Annotated in this window: 17 protein-coding genes; 6 read left to right on the top strand and 11 right to left on the bottom strand. The window is 66.1% G+C overall.

What is annotated here, in order from left to right; all coding sequences use genetic code 11:
- From AC1DNE_RS19095 to AC1DNE_RS19085, 3 genes are read right to left on the bottom strand one after another with little or no spacing between them, the layout of a single operon-like run.
- Positions 1 to 894, bottom strand: a complete 894-nt coding sequence (locus AC1DNE_RS19095; protein ID WP_441472820.1) for a sulfurtransferase — start codon at positions 892 to 894, stop codon at positions 1 to 3.
- Entirely contained in the window at positions 887 to 1,795 is a 909-nt protein-coding gene (locus AC1DNE_RS19090) for an ABC transporter permease (RefSeq protein WP_441472821.1), read from the bottom strand. The genes AC1DNE_RS19095 and AC1DNE_RS19090 overlap by 8 nt, the downstream gene beginning before the upstream one ends.
- The gene (locus AC1DNE_RS19085) at positions 1,795 to 2,769 is read right to left on the bottom strand and encodes an ABC transporter permease (protein ID WP_476766512.1); all 975 of its coding nucleotides are present in this window, start codon (positions 2,767 to 2,769) and stop codon (positions 1,795 to 1,797) included. Before AC1DNE_RS19085 ends, AC1DNE_RS19090 begins: the two co-directional genes overlap by 1 nt.
- A 406-nt stretch (positions 2,770 to 3,175) precedes the next feature.
- Between AC1DNE_RS19085 and AC1DNE_RS19080 the strand changes: the two genes are divergently transcribed.
- The 5 genes from AC1DNE_RS19080 to AC1DNE_RS19060 all read left to right on the top strand — a co-directional run bounded on the left by AC1DNE_RS19080 (position 3,176) and on the right by AC1DNE_RS19060 (position 9,757).
- A complete protein-coding gene (locus AC1DNE_RS19080) occupies positions 3,176 to 4,525 on the top strand; it encodes an LLM class flavin-dependent oxidoreductase (RefSeq protein WP_476841156.1) in 1,350 nt (449 codons plus the stop codon).
- A 38-nt stretch (positions 4,526 to 4,563) separates the two neighbouring features.
- A complete protein-coding gene (locus AC1DNE_RS19075; protein ID WP_476841155.1) occupies positions 4,564 to 6,222 on the top strand; it encodes an ABC transporter substrate-binding protein in 1,659 nt (552 codons plus the stop codon).
- A 78-nt stretch (positions 6,223 to 6,300) separates the two neighbouring features.
- Positions 6,301 to 7,662, top strand: coding sequence for an LLM class flavin-dependent oxidoreductase (locus AC1DNE_RS19070; RefSeq protein WP_476810740.1), 1,362 nt, complete (start codon positions 6,301 to 6,303; stop codon positions 7,660 to 7,662).
- A gap of 6 nt (positions 7,663 to 7,668) precedes the next feature.
- Complete coding sequence (locus AC1DNE_RS19065) at positions 7,669 to 9,198, top strand: FAD/NAD(P)-binding protein (RefSeq protein WP_476766508.1); 1,530 nt, start codon at positions 7,669 to 7,671, stop codon at positions 9,196 to 9,198.
- Entirely contained in the window at positions 9,137 to 9,757 is a 621-nt protein-coding gene (locus AC1DNE_RS19060) for a glutathione S-transferase family protein (protein WP_441472827.1), read from the top strand. Before AC1DNE_RS19065 ends, AC1DNE_RS19060 begins: the two co-directional genes overlap by 62 nt.
- 306 nt (positions 9,758 to 10,063) lie before the next feature.
- Here the strand turns inward: AC1DNE_RS19060 and AC1DNE_RS19055 are convergent, their stop codons facing one another.
- From AC1DNE_RS19055 to AC1DNE_RS19025, 7 genes are all read right to left on the bottom strand, one after another.
- Positions 10,064 to 10,954, bottom strand: a complete 891-nt coding sequence (locus AC1DNE_RS19055) for a DUF1684 domain-containing protein (protein ID WP_441472828.1) — start codon at positions 10,952 to 10,954, stop codon at positions 10,064 to 10,066.
- A 65-nt stretch (positions 10,955 to 11,019) separates the two neighbouring features.
- Complete coding sequence (locus AC1DNE_RS19050; RefSeq protein ID WP_476766507.1) at positions 11,020 to 12,330, bottom strand: acyl-CoA thioesterase/BAAT N-terminal domain-containing protein; 1,311 nt, start codon at positions 12,328 to 12,330, stop codon at positions 11,020 to 11,022.
- Positions 12,331 to 12,332: 2 nt separating this feature from the next.
- The gene (locus AC1DNE_RS19045) at positions 12,333 to 13,244 is read right to left on the bottom strand and encodes an Ldh family oxidoreductase (protein ID WP_476766506.1); all 912 of its coding nucleotides are present in this window, start codon (positions 13,242 to 13,244) and stop codon (positions 12,333 to 12,335) included.
- The gene (locus tag AC1DNE_RS19040; protein ID WP_476766505.1) at positions 13,241 to 13,960 is read right to left on the bottom strand and encodes a GntR family transcriptional regulator; all 720 of its coding nucleotides are present in this window, start codon (positions 13,958 to 13,960) and stop codon (positions 13,241 to 13,243) included. The genes AC1DNE_RS19045 and AC1DNE_RS19040 overlap by 4 nt, the downstream gene beginning before the upstream one ends.
- A 21-nt stretch (positions 13,961 to 13,981) precedes the next feature.
- Positions 13,982 to 14,797 carry an ABC transporter permease gene (locus tag AC1DNE_RS19035; RefSeq protein ID WP_476841154.1) on the bottom strand — a complete coding sequence of 272 codons (816 nt, stop codon included), beginning with the start codon at positions 14,795 to 14,797 and terminating at the stop codon, positions 13,982 to 13,984.
- A gap of 1 nt (position 14,798) precedes the next feature.
- A complete protein-coding gene (locus tag AC1DNE_RS19030) occupies positions 14,799 to 15,605 on the bottom strand; it encodes an ABC transporter ATP-binding protein (protein WP_476766503.1) in 807 nt (268 codons plus the stop codon).
- A complete protein-coding gene (locus tag AC1DNE_RS19025; RefSeq protein ID WP_476766502.1) occupies positions 15,602 to 16,621 on the bottom strand; it encodes an ABC transporter substrate-binding protein in 1,020 nt (339 codons plus the stop codon). The genes AC1DNE_RS19030 and AC1DNE_RS19025 overlap by 4 nt, the downstream gene beginning before the upstream one ends.
- A 483-nt stretch (positions 16,622 to 17,104) precedes the next feature.
- Here AC1DNE_RS19025 and AC1DNE_RS19020 point away from each other — a divergent pair, with 483 nt between their 5' ends.
- A complete protein-coding gene (locus tag AC1DNE_RS19020; protein WP_441472835.1) occupies positions 17,105 to 17,683 on the top strand; it encodes a LysE family translocator in 579 nt (192 codons plus the stop codon).
- A 126-nt stretch (positions 17,684 to 17,809) separates the two neighbouring features.
- On the opposite strand, the gene AC1DNE_RS19015 is transcribed toward AC1DNE_RS19020, so the two are convergent.
- Positions 17,810 to 19,247, bottom strand: a 1,438-nt coding sequence (locus tag AC1DNE_RS19015) for an aldehyde dehydrogenase family protein (RefSeq protein WP_476841153.1), incomplete at its 5' end; no start/stop codon positions are given.

Here is a 19,247-nt window from a genome sequence, read left to right as displayed (position 1 = left end):
TCAGCCGATTTCCATTGGCAGATCGTTCTCGCCCGCCCACTCCGAGAGCGAGGCGTCGTAGAGGCGCACGTCGCGGCGGCCGATGAGCGCGAGAGCGAAGGCGTCGGCGCTGGCGGCGATACCGTGGCCGCAATAGAGGATCACGGACCTGTCGGCCGGGAGCTGCGAAAAGCGCTCGCGCAGCGCCTGTTCTTCGAGAAGGCGACGCGGCTGGGATGTGAACAGGGAGGCTGCGGGAATGTTGACGCTCCGCGCGATCCGCCCCGGTCGGCCATAACTGTTGCCGTCAATGCCGGCAAATTGACTCGGCAGCCGAGCGTTGACGAGAGATGCGCCGTGGTCGTCATGAATCGCGCTGAGCACGTCATCCCGGGTGGCCACGAGTTCGGGACGATGCGCCGCCCGGAAGTCACCGCCGGTACGCGGGCGCGCAGGGCCGCTCTCGACCGGACGACCAGCCTGCAGCCAGCCATCCCAGCCACCGTCGAGCACATGCGCGCCGTCGAAGCCGAAGACGCGCAGCATCCACCACACCCGCGTCGCCCACCAGGGATCGCCGGTGCTGTAGAGCACGACGCGGCTGTCCTGCCTCAGGCCGAACCGCCGCATCGCCGCCTGGAACGCGTCCCGCGCGGGCAGCATGAACCGCCAGCGGCTCGCCGAGTCCGAGATATCGGCCTGGACGTCGATGAATTGCGCACCCGGGATATGGGCCGCCTCGAAGCGCGCGCGTTCGGGGACGCTCCGATAGATCGTCTTCTCATCGGGCACGATGCTCGTCGTGCAGTCGAAGACGAGCAGGGAGGCGTCGCCGAGCCGTCCGGCCAGCCATTCGCCATCGACGAGTGGCGAGAGCGAGCCTTGTTCCCGGGTACTGGTCCAAGTCTCAATCATGCGACAGCCGCGGATCGAGCGCCTCGCTGAGGCCGTCGCCGATCAGGTTGAGCGAAAGCACGGTCAGCACGATGCAGAGCCCGGGCAGAGCCGAGACATACCAGGCGGAGCGGAGATACTGCCGCCCCTCGCCGATCATCGATCCCCAGCTCACCGCATTCGGGTCCCCCAGGCCCATGAAGGACAAGGCGCTCTCCGACAGGATAGCGGACGCAACCATGATCGAGGCAGTCAGGATGATCGGCGAAAGCGCGTTCGGGAGGATGTGGCGCAGGATGATCCATGTGTCGCGGACGCCCACCGCCTTGGCCGCGATCACATATTCCCGGGCCTTGATGGACCGGAACTCGGCGCGCACGAGCCGTGCGATCGTCGTCCAGCTCACCAGGCCGATCGCCACGATGATCGTCGCGACCGACGGGCCGATGATCGAGATCATCACGACGAGCAGGATGAAATTGGGGATCGTCTGAAAGATCTCGGTCAGCCGCGTGAGCAGGCTGTCGATCCAGCCTCCGAAATATCCCGAAAGAGCCCCGACGAGCACACCGACGCCGGTGCCGATCACCGTCGCGGAAAATCCGACCAGCAGCGAGACGCGCGCGCCGTACAGCAGGCCGGCCAGCATATCCCGCCCCATCGAGTCCGTCCCAAGCGGGAAATCCCGGTGCTGGCCGGGCCATTGAAGCGGCCGCCCAACTGGCGCGAGGGGATCGCCGGGGGCAAGCAAACCGGCGAAGACAGCCAGGAGCAGCGAGGCAGACAGAATGGCGAGGCCGGCGACGCAGAGCGGATTGGCCGTCAGCACCCAGAAAACCGAGCGCCTGCGCTCGCTGGCGAGCACGGCCAGCCCATCGGACGATGCGGTTCCACCCGGCGACGTGGTTTCGACTAACGCCATCAGCCGATCTCCACACGCGGATCGAGCCAGGCTTGCGTCACGTCGGCCAGGACGTTGGCGAAGGTCACGAGAACCGAGGACAGCACGAGGATGCCCAGCATCACGTTGAAGTCCCGCGCCATGACGGATTCGAAGGCGAGGCGGCCCAGGCCGGGCCATGCATAGATCGTCTCGACCACGACGGCTCCGCCGAGGATTCCACCGAAGTGAACGCCTGCGACGGTCGTCACCGGCAGCAGCGCGTTCCGCAGGGCATGGGTGAACAGGACGGTCCGCTGCGGAACGCCCTTGGCCTGTGCTGTGCGCAGATAGTCCTGTCTCGCCACATCGAGCATCGAGGCCCGCATGAGCCGGGCGTAGATCGCGACATAGAACAGCGACAGCGAGAGGCACGGCATCATCATGTACTTCACGCGGTCGAGGGCGAGGCTCACGCCGGAGAGGCCGGAGGCGATGGTTCGATCCCCCCCGGACGGGAGCCAGCCCAGCTTCACCGAGAACAGCACGATCATCATCAGGCCGATCCAGAAGCTCGGCACGGAGTAGAAGAAGATCGAGATCACCGACAGGACACGATCAGGCCAGCTGCCGCGGCGGGCAGCCATTGCCGAACCCAGCACGACGCCGAGACCGACAGCGATGGCGAGCGAGACTCCCATGAGCGCGAGGGTGCCGGGCAGGCGTTCGAGAATGAGTTCCGAAACGGGAACCCCGAAGCGCGGCGATGTGCCGAGGCTGAACTGCGCGAGATTGCCGAGATAGACCAGGAATTGCGCGAGGAGCGGGAGATCCAGGCCGAATTGCCGTCTCCAGAGCGCCACGCCCTCCTCGGTCGCGGCACCGCTCTCCGCAGTCAGCACGTCCACGAGATCGCCGGGAACCAATTTCAGCAGGAAGAATGACAGGACGACGATCCCCAGCATCGTCGGGATCGCCCTGATCAATGCGCGTCCGAAAACGCCGGCTACTCTCATCTCGGCTTCCTGTTCGGAATAAAGGACGCGGCTTGCTCCAGCGGCCCGCCTATGGCTTAGCGCCAAAAGAGCATCGACGAACTAGAATTCTTTTCCTTTCTTTTATCCATCGAAAGGATTCACGTCTGTTGTTCGGAAACTCACGGCGCTTTCGTGCTGTCTGACGCGGCGAGCGCGGTCGAGCGCCTGTCATAAGTCAGTCGCGGTCGCATTTTGATTATCATTTATATGTCAATGACATAATCAGCTCTCACGGTTGCCTGATTTTGGATTTGCCGCGCCGCGTTGCGGCTATTGCAGCTGGTGACAATCCGAGTTCGCGGGAAACTCCGCACGGCAGCCGGTCATTGTCCTCGGCTAATTATATATCTATTAGGTAGATTATATATTTTTCCAGAGACTTGGTATGCCACCCCGCCAATCGCTTGCCCTTAACGTCCATTTCATCCACTCCGGCACCTACAGTTCGGCCTGGCGGACGCCAGAGGCGAAGCCGACGGATTTCTACGACATCGATTTCTATATCAGGGGTGCCCGGACCGCGGAGCGGGGAACCTTCGACTCGATTTTTTTGGCAGATGTCCCTGCGCTGATCGATCGACCGCAATACCGGCCGAGCTACGCGCTGGAGCCAACGATCGCGCTCGCCGCGATCGCCGCGGCAACCCAGCATATCGGGCTGATCGCCACGCTCTCGACATCCTATAACGAGCCCTACAACGTCGCTCGGCGCATCGCATCGCTCGATCACATCAGCAGAGGCCGCGCCGGCTGGAACATCGTCACGACGTCGAAAACCGAGGCCTCATCGAATTTCGGCCTGTCCGAGGTCGCCGCGCATGCCGACCGCTACGACAAGGCGCGCGAGTTCACGCAGATCGTCGCCGCGCTGTGGGACAGCTGGGAGCCGGGTGCTCTGGTGGGCGACAAGGAAACGGCGCGCTTCGTCGACCTGTCGCGCGTCCATCCGATCGACCACAAGGGCAAGCATTTCTCGGTGCGCGGCCCCCTCAACCTGCCGCGATCACCGCAGGGCTGGCCCCTCCTCGTCCAGGCAGGCGGCTCGCCGGACGGAATCGACCTCGCAGCCCGCTTCGCCGATGTCGTCTATTCCGTCTCGCATACGCTTGAGGATGCTGCCGTCTATGCGCGCAAGGTTCGGGAGCGGCTGCTTCATTACGGACGTCAGCCCGACGATGTCGTCATCTGCCCCGGTCTGGTGACGATCATCGGCAGCACCGAGGAGGAGGCTCGCCGGCGCGAGCGCGATCTCTGGGAGCTGGTTCCGCTCGAATACGGACTTGGTCGGGTCGCCGATCAGCTCGGGATCGACCCCTCGAAACTCGATCTCGACGCTCCGCTGCCGGACGGGTTGAAGCTGCCGGTCAACGGCAACCAGACCTTCTTCAACGTCGCCACGCAGACCGCGCAGCGCGGCCGCCTCACCGTGCGCGACCTGATCCGCGTGCAGGGCGGCGGCACGCTGAGCCCCATCGCGATCGGGACCCCCGAGCAGATCGCAGGCCGCATGGAAGAATGGTTTCGTGCGGGCGTCATCGGCGGCTTCAACATCATGCCGGACGTGTTGCCATCGGGCCTCGAGGACTTCGTCGACACCGTGGTGCCGCTCCTGCGCGACAAGGGCATCTTCCGGCGCGAATACGGCGAGGGAACGGTGCGCGAGCGGCTGGGCCTTTCCCATTCGGCCCACCGTGCGATCGACCCCGTCGCGCCCATCGCCGCGAGCGTCGGCTGACCCCATTCCACCGACATTTCATGACGGAGATCGACACCATGTCGAACAATGATGCTTCTTCTTTTGCCGGCGGTCGTGGCAAGGGCGCGCCTTCACGTCGCGCGGTCGTCGCCGGGCTGGGAACTCTCGGCGTCATGGGCGTGCTGCTGCCCGAGATCGCGCTCGCCCAGGGCAAGGCCGAACTTCCCGAGAAGGAGCGCTTCGGCGGGACCGTCACCTTCAGCTATGGGCGCAACGACCCGACAATGCTGTCCAACATCGACCGCAGCGGGACCGAGGCGATCACGAACAAGATCTTCGAGGGGCTGATCGGCTTCGATTTCGACCTCAAGCCGATCCCTGCCCTGGCCAAATCCTGGGAGATCTCACCGGACGGCCTGCGCTATACGTTCAAGCTCCATGAGACTGTGAAGTGGCATGACGGCAAGCCCTTCAGCTCCTCCGACGTCGCCTATTCAATCAAGACGCTCAAGGAGCTGCATCCGCGCCGTCGCGCCACCTTCGCCAACATCAGCGAGATCGAGACGCCCGACGACCTGACGGTCACGCTCGTCCTGTCGAAGCCGGCTCCGTATCTGCTCGGCGCGCTCGACGCGACCTCCGCGCCGATCTTCGCCCGCCATCTCTACGAGGGTAAGGACTTCGTCACCAACCCGGCCAATCAGAAACCGGTCGGCACCGGTCCCTTCGTGTTCAAGGAGTGGGTGAAGGGCAGCCACGTCCTGCTGGAGCGCAATCCGGACTACCGTCAAAAAGGCCGGCCTTATGTCGACCGGATCGTTGCCCGCATCATTCCGGACCCGGCGGCGCGCGTCGCCGGTTTCGAGACGGGAGAAATCGATGTCGGCAACGGCAACCCCGTCCCGGCGGCGGATATCGAGCGCCTGAAGGCCATTCCGACGCTGGAATTCGAAGACCGGGGCTACGCACGCGCCGCGCAGCAGAGCCAGATCTTCTTCAATCTGGACAACCCGATCCTCCAGAACCGGCAGGTGCGGTTGGCGATCGCGCATGCACTCGACCCGGTTGCGATCCGCGAGGTCGCCTGGAACGGACAAGCCCGTCTCTCGCCGGCCGCGATCGTGCCTGGCGGCGAATTCAACAATCCGAAGATCGCGTTCTACAAGTACGATCCGGCGCTGGCGCGCAAACTGCTGGACGAGGCCGGCTTTCCCGAGAAGCAGGGAGGCCGCTTCCCGATCCGCATCCTCTGGGCGCCTTGGCTGGACACGCTGAAGCGCGTCGCCGACCAGGTGCGCGGCCAGTTGCGCGCCGTCGGCATCGCTGCGGAAGTGCAGACCTACGACTACGCGACCTTCGCCAACAAGGTCTACACGGACCGGGCCTTCGACATCGACGTCGAGGCGTTGCAGAACGGCTACGACCCGCTCGACGGCGTGCACCGCATCTACTGGTCGAAGGCGTTCAAGATCGGCCTGCAGTTCTCGAACCCCTCCCACTACGCGAATCCAGAGGTCGACGCGCTGCTGGAGGCTGCGGCCGGCGAGAACGATTTCGAGAAGCGCCGGCAGCACTATCTCAGGTTCCAGGAGATCGTTCATCACGATCTTCCGGCCGTGAATCTCACGGAGGCGATTACCTACACGGTCGCGAACCGCCGGCTGAAGAACCACACCATCGACGCCGCCGGGGCGACCTACAGCTTCTCGGAAGCCTACCTGCAGAAAGCAGGCTGATGCTCCCGGGTGACGGCCGCCTCATGGCGGCCGTCACATCAGCATCGATCGACATCATTCCCCTCAGGACGTGTTTCCATGACAGCCTCCGGATCGCAGATGCATCTCGGTGCCTTTCTACTGGCGACGGGACATCATCAGGCCGGGTGGCGCGATCCGGGGGCAGCCGCCGATGCGGGCGCCAACCTGGCCCACTATGTCCAGCTCGCGCGCCTTTGCGAGGAGGCGAGGCTCGACATGGTCTTCCTCGAGGATGTGCTGAGCGTTCGCGATGCCGATCCGACGATCGTCAGCCGGATGGCGCGCGCGACGATCTTCGAGCCGCTGACCCTGCTCTCGGCGCTCGCCATGGCGACGAGCCGGATCGGCCTCGTCGGCACTGCCTCGACGAGTTATCACCACCCGTTCCACGTCGCGCGCCTCTTCGCCTCGCTCGACCTCATCAGCGGCGGCCGGGCGGCCTGGAACCAGGTCACCAGCATCACCGATCTGGAAGCCCGGAACTTCGACCGCGACAAGCATCTCGCCCATGCGGACCGCTACGACCGCGCCCGCGAATTCGCCCATGTCGTCCGCGGTCTCTGGAACAGCTGGGAACCGGATTCCTTTACCCGGGACAAGGAGAGCGGCTGGTTCATCGACGCCGAGAAGATGCATGTGCTCGACCACAAGGGCGCGCATTTCCAGGTGCGTGGCCCGCTGAACGTGGTCCCGTCCCCACAAGGGCATCCGGTGCTGGTGCAGGCCGGCTCCTCCGATGCCGGACGGGAACTCGCTGCGGAGAGCGCGGAAGTCGTCTTCACGGCCCAGACGACGCTCGCGGACGCACAGGAATTCTACGGAGACCTGAAAGACCGCATGGCCAAATATGGCCGGCCGCGCGATGCCCTCAAGATATTGCCCGGGCTGTCGCCAGTCGTCGCGGCGACGCGGCAGGAGGCACAGGACAAGTTCGATCGCCTGCAAAACCTCGTCATTCCCGAAGTGGGCCTGCGCATCCTCGCCGAAAAACTCGATATCGACGATCTCGCCGACTATCCGCTCGATGGACCAATCCCCGAGCTGTCGCAAACGGAACGGGCGATCGGCCGGCAGAACCTGCTGCGGGATCTGGCGCGCCGCGAAAACCTCACCATCCGCCAGCTCTATCTGCGTATTGCCGGGGCCCGCGGTCATCTGCAGCTGGTGGGCACCGCTCAGGATATCGCCGACGTCATGGAGGAGTGGTTCTCGAAAGGCGGGTCGGATGGCTTCAACATCATGCCGCCGGTGCTGCCGACCAGCCTCGAGGATTTCGTCTCGCTCGTGGTGCCGGAGTTGCAGCGCCGCGGCCTGTTCCGCACCGAGTATTCAGGGACGACACTCCGGGATCACCTCGCGCTGGCCAAGCCCACCCATCCAGCCAAACTGGGTGCCGTGGCGCGCGCGAGCCGCAACTGACCGTTCATGACGGAGCAAAGCCCCATACGCCCGCCCGGTGCCCCGTCCAGCCTCGCGGAACTCGAGGCCCGGATCGCCTATGACCTCGCCTGCGCCGACTATCCCCGTTCGTCGTGGCTGCCGGCCCGCACGGATCGACGGGGACGCCATGTCCACGACGTCGTCATTATCGGAGCCGGACAGAGCGGACTGGCGGCTGCCTGGGCCCTGAAGCGGCTAAGAGTAGACGACGTCAGGATCTTCGATCGCGCTCCCAAGGGCTTCGAAGGTCCTTGGGACACCTATGCGCGCATGGAGACGTTGCGGACGCCGAAACACGTCACGGCGCTCGAAAGCGGAATGCCATCCCTATCGTTCCGGGCCTGGTATGACGCGAGCGGCTTTCAGCCGGGCTGGGAGGGATTGCAGCGCGCCCCACGCCGGATCTGGATGGAGTATCTGCGCTGGTTCAGACGGGTGCTCGGACTTGCCGTCGAGAACGAGGCGGAGCTGCTTGGGTTCTCCCCGACCGATGACGGCTTCATCGCGATCGATCTGCGGCGCGGAGCCGCCATTGAAACGGTCGTGGCTCGAAAGCTCGTCATGGCCACCGGCCTCGACGGCTGCGGTCGCTACGAGCCACCGCCGGCGCTCGTCAAGGGCCTGCCTGCGCATCTCCATGCCCATGCCTATCATGACATCGACTTTGCCCGGCTGGCGGGAAAGCGCGTCGCGATCCTCGGGATAGGCTCGGCAGCGACCGACAACGCCGCGGCGGCGCTGGAAGCCGGCTGCGCAAGTGCGGACCTCTTCGCGAGACGATCGCATCCGGTCAACCTCGACGCGCGCGACTGGGTGGAGCACGCGGGCTTTCTGGGCTCGTTCGCGGACCTTAGCGACGCACTGAGATGGCGGGTGTCGCATCGGCTGGTCGGCGTGAGCTCCCCCGCTCCGCCCTGGAGCCTCGAACGTTGCGAGGCCTTTCCCAACTGCCGCTTTCATTTCGGTGCGGCCTGGCGGAGGCTCGAATGGACGGGAAAAGACATCGTCATCGACACGGCGAGGGGGGCATTCACCGTCGATTTCGTGATCTTCGCGACCGGAACGGACGTCGACCTGTCCGGGCGGCCGGAATTCACGGCACATGCTCCGTTCATCGCCTTGTGGCGGGACCGCTTCCAGCCTGAACCGGCAGAAGCCGTCGAGGACGCGCTTGCCTATCCCTATCTCGGCCAGGGCTACGAGCTGACCGAGAGGCGTGAAGGCACCGCCCCCTACCTGTCCGATGTCCACGTCTTCAATCACGCGGCCGTGGTCAGCATGGGCGTCGGCGCCGCGACCGTGACCGGATTGGCCTTTGCGGCCAGCCGGCTCTCGACCGCAATCGCCCGCGATCTCTATCGCGCGGTCGCTGCCGAGCATGTCGCAGCCATGCCCTGGCCGCCCTACCACAGACCCACTCCACCTCATTTCCCGCCTCTGGAGGGCAATAACGATGCTGACGATCTGGGGCCGCGCGAATTCGATGAACGTGCGGAAGGTGCTCTGGTGCGCTGAAGAGCTTGGCCTCGCATACGAGCATATTCCGGCGGGCGCTGACTACGGCGTCGTCGACAGCGCCGACTTCCGAGCCCTCAATCCGAACGGCCTCGTACCCTTGATCCGCGACGGCGATGTCGTCCTGTGGGAGTCGAATACGATCGTGCGCTATCTCGGGGCTGCTTACGGCGACGAGGGCTTTGCGCCGACCGACGCCGCGCGCCGCGCCCAGGCCGAGAAATGGATGGACTGGACCTCGATCGCCTTCGCCCGGCCGTTTCGCGACGTGTTCTGGAACCTCGTGAGGGCCTCTCCGGAACAGCGGAACGACGAGGAGATCGCCAGAGGAACGAAGGAGGGAAACAGGCTGCTCGCCACGGTCGACCATGTCCTGGCGACGCAGCCGTTTCTGTCGGGCGATGCTTTCGGGATCGGCGACATCCCTTTGGGCACGCTCTTGCACGGCTGGTTCGGGCTGCCGATCGACCATGCCGAGCTGCCCGCTCTGGCCGCCTGGCGGAAGCGACTGGAGGAGCGTGTCGCCTATGGGCGGATTGCACTGATCCCGCTGGCCTAGATCTTTGATCTCGCCATCTAGCGTGACGTAGCCGTCACTGTTCGATTCACTCGGTCGGCGTTTGGGACGCGGCGAGCTCCGTTGGCTGGATCGGCAATCGGCTGCGCCTGCCGCCGTCAACGAAACGTTGGAGGCGACTTGGGGGCTTGGTCCGGGTATGGTTTACCGGCAAGTGAGCGAGTACCGCCTGTTTCAGCACTGACCGATAGACTATGGGGTGCCGGGCGCTGGGCCATTTGGTCACCCACCTCTGCCATTTCGCAGCTAGCGAACAGGCCCTTGTTCGGGAGCGAGCCGTGACAGGCGTCAGGCAGCGCTGCTCGCTCTGGGCTGATAGGTCATCGTCCTCGCGACGCCCTGTGCGGGGCGCTTTTCGCCGGCCAGCACCTCGAAATCGAGATGGTTTTCGGGCGGGACCAGCGGGCAGGTGACGAAATTCGTGAAGGCGCATGGCAGCGCCACCGCATAGTTGAAATCGATCCAGTCGATGCGCGTGCAGGCTGCGTCGGCGAACTGCAATTCGATGACCCGGCCGGCGCCGTAGGTGACGGGACCACTGGTCAGATCACGGACATGCGCGACCGGCTGCACACCGTTCGGCGTGTCCTTGCCGATGAGCACGACGGTATGGGTCTTGCCGCCGTGCTCGAAGGTGAAGGTTCCCATGCGCGGCGTGTTCTCGCGGACGCCGGCTTCCACGGTCTCCGCCTCGAAGGCGACGCGCTCGGCGGGCGTATAATGGCCGCGGATGCGCCAGGCGGGATCATAGTCGAAGGCCGTGACGCCGGCATCCTCCAGCCGCGTCGCCTGACGCGGATCGCGCACGCGCACGCCATAGAGCTGCTGTCCGTCATGCTTGGTCCGCACGATGGTCTCGACCTCGTTCACACCGAAATAGACCGGCACGCTGTTGCCGTGACCATAGGTCTGGTTGCGCCCGGGAATGATCTCGACCGGCCCGGCGGGATATTCGCCGTTCACCGACAAGGTCGGCCCGGAAGCCGGCGGGGTGAAGATGACCCGGCCGCTTTCGACCGACCAGTTGCCGGGCAGCAGGTCGAACGTGACGTTCCGATCATTCTCCTCCAGCCAGTACTGCGCGACGAGCGAGGTCCAGCCATAGGGGCGGAACATCGTGGCGACATGGGCATAGCGCCATTCGCGCCACTGGCCTGCCAGGTGCTCGTTCGTGGGCATGTCCGTCTTCCTTTCAAAAGCCAGTTGTCTGCTTGCGCGCCAGGGCATGGGCGGGCCGGGCTGGATCAGCGCCCGGCGATCTCGGCCAGGAAGGCGAGGACGCCACGCCAGGAGCCATCATCGGCCCGGGCATTGCCCGAGGGCGTGCCGCCGCTGGTGTAGGGCACCTTCGAGACCGGGTGCTCGCGGCTCAATTGCGTGGTCGGCACGAAGGGCAGGTTGATGGCGTGGCCGGCATCGTCGAAATCGAGATGGCGGACCAGATGCGGATGGCCGTGCCGGCTGAGCGTCGAGACCACCATGCGGGAGTAGAGGCTGGAGGGCCAGGCACGGTCGTCGCGGCCCGATATCAGCAGCACCGGTCCAGCGATCTTCTCGACCGGAATCCGCGCGCGTGCCGCCAGAGCGCGATCCTTCAGCCCCTCGAAGAAGACGGAGTGATGCCGGGTGGGCGGGGCATCGCCGGCCCAGGGGTGCCAGTGCACCGCCTTGTTGTCCTGCCAGAGATGCGGCAGCGGTTCGCCGCCCCTGGTCCAGGTGACGCCCTGCCAGCCGCCGCGTGCCGGGTCGCCGGCGCCTTGGGCGCCATGGACCATCGCGCCGGGCACATAGGCGATCACGGCCGAGACGAGATCGGGGAAGGTCGCGCCGAGCAGCAGAGCGAGTTCGCCGCCACGCGATTGGCCGCTGACCGCAACGAAGCCGTCGCGCGGTTGGAGTTCCCGATGGACCCAGCGCAGCCCTGCCTCGAGATATTCGAGCGGCGTTTCGGTGATGAAGGGTGAGAGGCCCGGCGCCTTGAAATAGGCGAGCGCGAAGGCCTGATAGCCATGAGAGGCGTAGAGCGCGCCGCGCGGCTCGTTGATGCCGCCGCCCGAGCCGTTGAGCACCATGACGACCGGATGCGGCCCCGGCTCAGCCGGCGTGAAGAGCGTGCCGACCAGGCCGTCCTCCCGGATTTCCCGCCGCGTCACGCCCGGCGCGGCGAAGCGCTGGAGGAGCTCCGCCTCGGCGCGGACGCCGTTTGCGGTTTCGGCCGTCAGCGTCGTTACGAGAGGCTGCATGACGTCGTCGGCGAAGAGCTCCTGGCTCGTGCCACCTTCCGGGTGCTGGCTCCAGAGCAGGCCCATGGCCGAGACTTCAGCGTAGTCGCCGCCGACCGGCGCGTCGCGGGTCAGGTCGACCACACCCTGTACGTCGGCCATATAGGTCGCCTGGCTGTCCCAGAGGACGCCGCGCGAGCGCAACGTCCGGGCGGAGATGGCGACGAGTTCGTCGGGAGCGAGGCCGGAGATGGTGATGCGGCGCGGCTCGTCTATCAGGCCATCGGCAGGCGTGACCGAAAGAACGGGCCTGGAAGCGGGGCTTGTCGTCATCATCAATCTCCTCGGCCCGTCATCCGGGCGAGATGGGCGTCGAGGCGCTGTGCGAACGCCGCGTCAAGCACCGCCTCGGCCGGCAATCCGCCGCCGCGCGGCCAGTGACCGCCACCGGCGGTCCAATCGCTCTTCAACCCGGCAAGCCTGGATTGCCAGTCGAGGCGCTCTCCGGCAGCAGCCGGATCGAAAGCGAGGACGAACACGCCTCGCCCTTTCGGATCGCCCCGGCCGCCGCCGGCGACCCCGGCCATGAGTTCCACGACGAGCCCGAGCAACGAGCCGATCTGGCCACCGCGCGGCAGGAGCGCCGCGACCTCGGCGGCGATGCTGGTCGGCATTCCCCCGCCATCCAGCGCGATCCCTTCCTGCAGTTCCCTGCCAGTGGCGCGAGCATTCCGGATATCGGCCATGGTGGCGCTGCTGCTGGCGACGTCGATGACCACGCGCTCCGGGCCCTGGCCCATAGCGATGGCGAGCGGGTTGGTGCCGATCACCGGCTGCGTACCGCCATGCGGTGCGACGAAAGGCGGCCCTTCGGCTCCGGCCAAGCCGACGAGGCCCGCATCGGCGATGTGGCGGACAAAGGGCGCGAGCCGGCCGAAGCCCCTGACACCGCGCAGGAAGACGGCCGCGATGCCGAATTGCCGGGCGGCGGCTTCCAGATCGAGCGTGGCAGTGGCGACGGCGAGCGGCGCGAAGCAGGAGGAGCAGTCGAGCCAGCGGATGGCCTGTCGTTGCTCGTTCGCCGGCAGGGGCGCGGTACCGGCCGTCCATTCCTCGAGCATGCCGACGCCGAAGCGCGGCAACCCGAGCACGTCGGCCTCGACCAGCGCCGAAGCGGCGAGCTTGGCTGCCGGGCAGCCACCGAGGGCGGCCGACAGCCGTGTTATCGCATCGGCGGCCGCGATCATTCGCCTGCACTCCGCGCCGCGCTGCCGATCCGGATCTCGCTTTCCGAGAGATAGCCCAGCGTCATCAGCCGCTCGATCAGGAACTCGCGGGCGCTCCGGATATGGGCGGTCTCGATCGCCGCGGCCCGCTCGGCGTCACCCGCTTCGATCGCATCGACGAGCGCGGTGTGTTCGTCGGAATGCTCGCCGGCCTTCACGGAAAAATCGATGGCGAAACGCAGGAGGCGTTCGAGCTCGTCGAACAGGTTCTCGGACAAGGCGATGACGCGCTTGTTGCGGCTGCAGCGGGCGATGGCGACGTGGAAGCGCCGCGCCACCTGCTGCATGGCGCCGACATCGAGCGGTGCGGCATATTCCCGGACGATCTGGCGCAGTTCGGCGATGTCGGCCGCCGTGGCGTAGCGTGCCGCCTGCCGCGCCGCATGCGGGCCAATCGCCGCCCGCAGGTCGAGGATCTCGTGCACGGCTTGGAAGGTGATGGCGGCGACGCGGTAGCCGCTGCGTGGCAGGATCGTCACCAGCCCGTCGGCGGCGAGCTTTTGCATGGCGTCACGCACCGGCGTCTTCGAGACTTCGTAGCGACGGGCGATGGCGGCGGCGTCGAGCGTCGTCCCCGGAGCGATCTCGCAGCGCATGATCTCCTGCCGGAGCGCAAGATAGATGCGCTCCGAAACGGGTGGGTGGTTGGTGGCGGCCGGGCCTGTGCCTACGGTCATGAGCTTCTGCCCCCGCCGCCGTCAGTGCTTCGCCCAGGGCACGAAGCGCCGTTCCAACGCCTCGAGCGCGAGGATGGTGAGGTAGCCCAAGGCCGAGATCACCACGATGCCGACGAACATCCGCGAGACTGCGAAGGTCTGCCACGACGCCCAGATGAAGAAGCCGACGCCACTGCGCGCTCCCAGGAACTCTGCCGCGGCGATGATGATGTAGGATGAGCCGGCGGCGAGCTTCAGCCCGGTGAAGATGCTCGGCAGCGCGGCCGGGAAGGCGATACGCCGGAAGGTCTGGAAGCGGCTCGCGCCGGCATTCTTCGCGACATCCATGTAGATCTGCGGCGTCTGCATCACCCCGCTCATGGTGTTGTAGAACATCAGGAAGAAGACGCCGATGGCGATGACGACGAATTTCGAGGCGTCGCCGACGCCGAAGATCAGCAGGATCAGCGGCAGGATGGCGATCTTCGGTACGGGGTAGAGAGCCGAGAAGATCGGTCCGAGTATCCGGCGGGTTGGCCGCGACAGGCCCAGGATGAGTCCCATGACGATGCCGGGAACGGCACCCATGGCGTAGCCGACGCCGACGCGGCGCAGCGTGGCGCCGATATGGTCGAACAGTTCGAAGCTCAGCACCATGCGCCAGGCGGTCTGGGCGATCGCGCTCGGGGCCGGGAAGAAGCGCCGGTCGATCAGATTGAGCTGGCTCGACAGCTCCCAGAGCAGCAACAGCAGGAGCGGGCTGAAATAGGAGGCGAACCGGAAGAGCCGCTCGCGCCGGGCCGGCGCCTTGAGCCGGCGCAGCTCGTCTTCAGTCAGTGTCACGGGAACGGCGCTCATCTCATGCCCCCGCCCGGGAGGCCAGCAGCCGCCAGACCTCGTAGGTCAAATCCCAGAAGCGCTTGTCGCGCCGCATCTCGACAACGTCGCGCGGCCGCTCGAACGGCACATCGAGGTCGGCGACCAGGGTGCCCGGACGTGGCGACATGACGAGCACGCGGTCGGCCAGCGTCAGCGCCTCGTCGACGCTGTGGGTGATGAAGACCACGGTCTTGCCGGTCGTTTCCCAGATGCGCAGCAACTCCTGCTGCAGGACGAGGCGGGTCTGCTCGTCGAGCGCGCCGAAGGGCTCGTCCATCAGCAGGATATCGCGGTCGTCGACCAGAGCGCGCGCCACCGAGACGCGCTGCTTCATGCCGCCGGAGAGTTGATGGGGGCGAGCCCCGGCAAAGTCGGCGAGCCCGGTGAGTGCCAGGAGGTCCCGGACCCGCGCATCCTGCTCGGCGCGGGAAGCGCCCTTGAGGCTCAGCGGAAAGGCGATGTTCTCCGACACGGTCAGCCAGGGCAGGACCGACGCTTCCTGAAAGACCATGGCCGGCGGGGTCTTGCTATGCAGCGTCACCGTGCCGCTGAGCTTCTGCTCGAGATCGGCCAGGATGCGCAGGACCGTGGTCTTGCCGCAGCCGCTGGGCCCGACGATGCAGACGAACTCGCCGCGCGCCACGGTAAAGCTGACATCGGAGACGGCCACGGTCACGCGGTCGCCTTCGCTGTCGTAGAACGCCTTGGTGAGGTGGCCGACCTCGATCGCCGGCCGGGCCGTTGCCATCGAGGCCGGACGCGCGATCTCGAGCGCCGCCGCCGTCACGGCTTGCTCGCGACGAGCTCGTTGGCGCGCTTCAGGAGATCGACACGATAGACGGCATCGATCTTGGCCGGCCCCTTGTATTCGAGCGCGCCGCGCTTGCGGAAGAACTCTTCCTGCTCGCGCACCGTGGCCATGTCGATGGCGCCGTCCTCGGAGCGGACCGTATAGGGGATGCCGCGCAGGGCATCGCGCTCGGTCCCGGTGTATTTGGCGACGATGTCGAGGATCTTGTCGTCCTTCCAGCCACCCTTGTCGAGCAGACGGGCGGCTTTGAGATAGCCCGCCATGAAGCGAACCACCGCATCCTCGTTCTTGGCGACGAAGTCCTGGTTGAAGGCGATCAGGCCGAGCTCGGTGCCGAAGGTGTGGTCCTCGACGAGCCGGCGGCCAAGACCCTGCTTCTCCAGCTGCTGGGCGAAGGGCTCGATGCTCCAGCCCGCCTCGAGCCCGCCATTGGCGAAGGCGGCGGCTGTCGCCGGCGGCGGCAGGTACACCGGCTCGACGTCCTCGATCGTCAATCCGCCCTTCTCCAGGGCCTTGGCGACGGAAAACATGCCGAAGCCGCTCGGTCCGGGAATCCCGACGCGCTTGCCTTTGAGCCCGGCGACGGTCCGGATGCCTGCGTCCCACGCCTTCTGCGAGACCATGAAGGGAGAGGGCGAGGGGACCGTAGACGGCATCCTGGCCGAAGTGGCGATGATCGCAACCGTGGCGCCGCGGTCGAGCGCATTGAAGAGGCCTGCGCCCCAGGTTGCGGCGCCGGCTTCGACATTGCCGGAAGCGAGCAACTGGATGGTCTCCGCCGTGCCGCCCTTCGGAGAGAGCGTCACCTCGACGCCGAAATCCTTGAAGAAACCGAGCTCTTTGGCAACGAAGAACGGCGCGTAATCGGCGAAGGGCGAATAAAGGAATTCGACCTTGGGCAACTTCTGTGCCCGGGCGGCCGGGACGACCGAGGAAGCCAGGGCGGCGGCAGCCGCCGCTGCCATGAGATCACGACGACTGACTGACGGCATGCGCGAGGCTCCTCTTGCGCCGGTAAGGCTTTCCGGCGCCGGTCCCCGACGATCCTCTCGCTCACCTGCAGAGACGAGTATCCCGCCGATGAGCCGATTGTCAGAACCGGAGGCGGTTGCTTACAACTGATGCATCAAACTCGCAATCTGATATTTTCATGGAAGGCCGAACGTCACTGGCGGGGCTGCGGGCTCTCTGGAAGGCATCCCGGCCGCGGATAAGCACGGATTTGCATCTGGTGTTTTCAGGCGAGAACAGGCGCATTAACCGCGGACAAGCTGGCGCAGGATTGGGATGCTCCCAGCGTCACAAGGCCGCCCATGAGCCGTTGCCCGCGAGCAGGCCGCCTGGGTCCGCTGCAGGGAGAGCGGCCCACGCGAAGGCCGCGGCCTGATTTGGCCAGAGGCAAGCCAAGACCAGGCCCTGCGGGGACTGACCGAGATCAAGGCACAGGGACCGAGCTTGTGGCACCAGAGGCGCCCATGCACCTGCCGATATTCGCCTTCGCCTGCGCATCGCTGCTTGCGACACCGGGTCCGACCAACACCTTGTTGGCGACCGCTGGCGCGGAAGCTGGATGGCGGTCCGCCAGATATCTGTTGGCTGCTGAGCTCGCCGGCTATCTGCTGGCCGTGACGATCTTGAGGGTCTTATTGGGTCCGATGATCGCGGCGCAGCCGGGGTTCGCGTTGGCGCTGCAAGGCGTCGTCGTCGTGTATGTGCTTCATCTCGCCGTCGCGCTTTGGAGGCGCAGCAATGCGCACGTCCTCTCCGGGCAATCGATCACGTTTCGGCGGGTGTTGCTGACCACGCTGCTCAATCCGAAAGGATTGATCTTCGCGTTCGTTCTGCTTCCGGCGGCGGCCGATGGCATGCTGCTTTGGCTCGCTGTGCTTTCGGTCGAGATCGTTGCGATTGGCTTCGGTTGGATACTCCTCGGGAGCGCCTTCCACGCGAGGCTGCAGAATGCAGCCAACGCGAAGATCGGCTACCGTTTGAGCGCTGGAATGCTGGCCTGTCTCGCGAGCGTGGTCGCCACGCACGTCATTGTGGCACTTTAACCTGTCCCAGCCTCGCCAACCGCAACTCTACGCGCGAATGGCCTCAGCGGCTCGGCAAGATGCGACCTGCCGCCGGGAGCGACGGCCAGTGCTCGCGTCGTAACCGATGGATATGCGATGGGCGGATTACCCGCCTAGCGTATAGGCGGTCTTGACGGTTGTGTAGAACTCCTTGGCGTAGGCGCCCTGCTCGCGCGGGCCGTAGCTGGAGCCCTTCCGGCCACCGAACGGGACATGATAGTCGACGCCCGCCGTCGGGAGGTTGACCATCACCATGCCGGCCTCGCTGTTGCGCTTGAAATGCGTGGCGTGCTTCAGCGAGGTCGTGCAGATGCCCGACGAAAGGCCGAACTCGGTGTCGTTGGCGAGGCTGAGCGCYTCSTCGTARTCCTTGACGCGGACGATRTTGGCGACCGGGCCGAAGACCTCCTCGCGCGAGATGCGCATGGCGTTGGTGGTYTCGGTGAACAGCGCCGGSGCGAGGTAGAAGCCGGGGGTGTCGCGCTTCAGCAGCTCGCCGCCGAAGACCAGCTTGCCGCCCTCGTCCTTGGCGATCTGGATRTATTTCAGGTCCTGGTCGAGCTGGCTCTGGTCGACGACCGGGCCGATATGGGTGCCGGCCTTCAGCGCGTCGTCGACGACGACGCTCTTGAGGCGCTCGATGCAGGCCTCGACGAACCTGTCRTGGATGCCGGCCTGGACGATCAGGCGCGAGGACGCCGTGCAGCGCTGGCCGGTCGAGAAGAAGGCGCCGTTGACCGCGACCTCGACGGCAACCTTGAGGTCGGCGTCATCGAGCACGACGAGCGGGTTCTTGCCGCCCATCTCGAGCTGGACCTTCTTCATCGGGTTGGAGGCGATGCAGGCGGCCGCGACCTTGCGGCCGGTCGCGACCGAGCCGGTGAAGGAGATGGCGGTGACGTCCYTGTGCTCGAGCAGCGCCTGGCCGACGACCGAGCCGCGGCCCATCACGAGGTTGAGCGCGCCCTTGGGCAGGCCGGCGCGCTGGAGGATGTCGACCAGCGCCCAGGCSGAGCCGGGCACGAGGTCGGCCGGCTTSAGGACGACGCAGTTGCCCCAGGCGAGCGCCGGGGCGATCTTCCAGGCCGGGATCGCGATCGGGAAGTTCCAGGGCGTGATCATGCCGATGATGCCGAGCGGCTCGCGCGTCACCTCGACGCCGACGCCGGGGCGCACCGAGGGGATCATCTCGCCGCCCAGCCGCAGGCATTCGCCGGCGAAGAAGGCGAAGACCTGGCCGGCGCGGGTCGCCTCGCCGATGCCYTCSGCSAGCGTCTTGCCCTCYTCGCGCGAGAGCAGGCGGCCGAGCTCGTCCTTGCGGGCGAGGATCTCGTCCGAGGCCTTCTTCAGGATGTCGTAGCGCTCCTGCGGCGTCGTRCGGCTCCAGGCCGGRAACGCGGCCTTGGCGGCGGCCACGGCGCTGTTGAGGTCCTCGACCGAGCCCTGGACGTATTCGCCGACCACGTCGTTGGTGTTGGAGGGATTGATGTTGCGCGAGGCATTGGCCCCGCCGGCCCACTCGCCGGCGATCAGGTTCTTGAAG

The sequence above is a fragment of the Allobosea sp. 05L423 genome (assembly GCF_056397745.1).
This window is presented reverse-complemented; position numbering and strand designations above follow the sequence as displayed.

What these genes read in the sequence shown, in the direction of transcription:
- AC1DNE_RS19035 (WP_476841154.1), bottom strand. Translation starts at nt 14,797, where the DNA reads ATGAGCGCCGTTCCCGTGACACTGACTGAAGACGAGCTGCGCCGGCTC.
- AC1DNE_RS19055 (WP_441472828.1), bottom strand. Translation starts at nt 10,954, where the DNA reads ATGCCCACGAACGAGCACCTGGCAGGCCAGTGGCGCGAATGGCGCTAT.
- AC1DNE_RS19090 (WP_441472821.1), bottom strand. Translation starts at nt 1,795, where the DNA reads ATGGCGTTAGTCGAAACCACGTCGCCGGGTGGAACCGCATCGTCCGAT.
- AC1DNE_RS19040 (WP_476766505.1), bottom strand. Translation starts at nt 13,960, where the DNA reads ATGACCGTAGGCACAGGCCCGGCCGCCACCAACCACCCACCCGTTTCG.
- AC1DNE_RS19050 (WP_476766507.1), bottom strand. Translation starts at nt 12,330, where the DNA reads ATGACGACAAGCCCCGCTTCCAGGCCCGTTCTTTCGGTCACGCCTGCC.
- AC1DNE_RS19080 (WP_476841156.1), top strand. Translation starts at nt 3,176, where the DNA reads ATGCCACCCCGCCAATCGCTTGCCCTTAACGTCCATTTCATCCACTCC.
- AC1DNE_RS19060 (WP_441472827.1), top strand. Translation starts at nt 9,137, where the DNA reads ATGCTGACGATCTGGGGCCGCGCGAATTCGATGAACGTGCGGAAGGTG.
- AC1DNE_RS19020 (WP_441472835.1), top strand. Translation starts at nt 17,105, where the DNA reads ATGCACCTGCCGATATTCGCCTTCGCCTGCGCATCGCTGCTTGCGACA.
- AC1DNE_RS19095 (WP_441472820.1), bottom strand. Translation starts at nt 894, where the DNA reads ATGATTGAGACTTGGACCAGTACCCGGGAACAAGGCTCGCTCTCGCCA.
- AC1DNE_RS19045 (WP_476766506.1), bottom strand. Translation starts at nt 13,244, where the DNA reads ATGATCGCGGCCGCCGATGCGATAACACGGCTGTCGGCCGCCCTCGGT.
- AC1DNE_RS19025 (WP_476766502.1), bottom strand. Translation starts at nt 16,621, where the DNA reads ATGCCGTCAGTCAGTCGTCGTGATCTCATGGCAGCGGCGGCTGCCGCC.
- AC1DNE_RS19070 (WP_476810740.1), top strand. Translation starts at nt 6,301, where the DNA reads ATGACAGCCTCCGGATCGCAGATGCATCTCGGTGCCTTTCTACTGGCG.
- AC1DNE_RS19085 (WP_476766512.1), bottom strand. Translation starts at nt 2,769, where the DNA reads ATGAGAGTAGCCGGCGTTTTCGGACGCGCATTGATCAGGGCGATCCCG.
- AC1DNE_RS19075 (WP_476841155.1), top strand. Translation starts at nt 4,564, where the DNA reads ATGTCGAACAATGATGCTTCTTCTTTTGCCGGCGGTCGTGGCAAGGGC.
- AC1DNE_RS19065 (WP_476766508.1), top strand. Translation starts at nt 7,669, where the DNA reads ATGACGGAGCAAAGCCCCATACGCCCGCCCGGTGCCCCGTCCAGCCTC.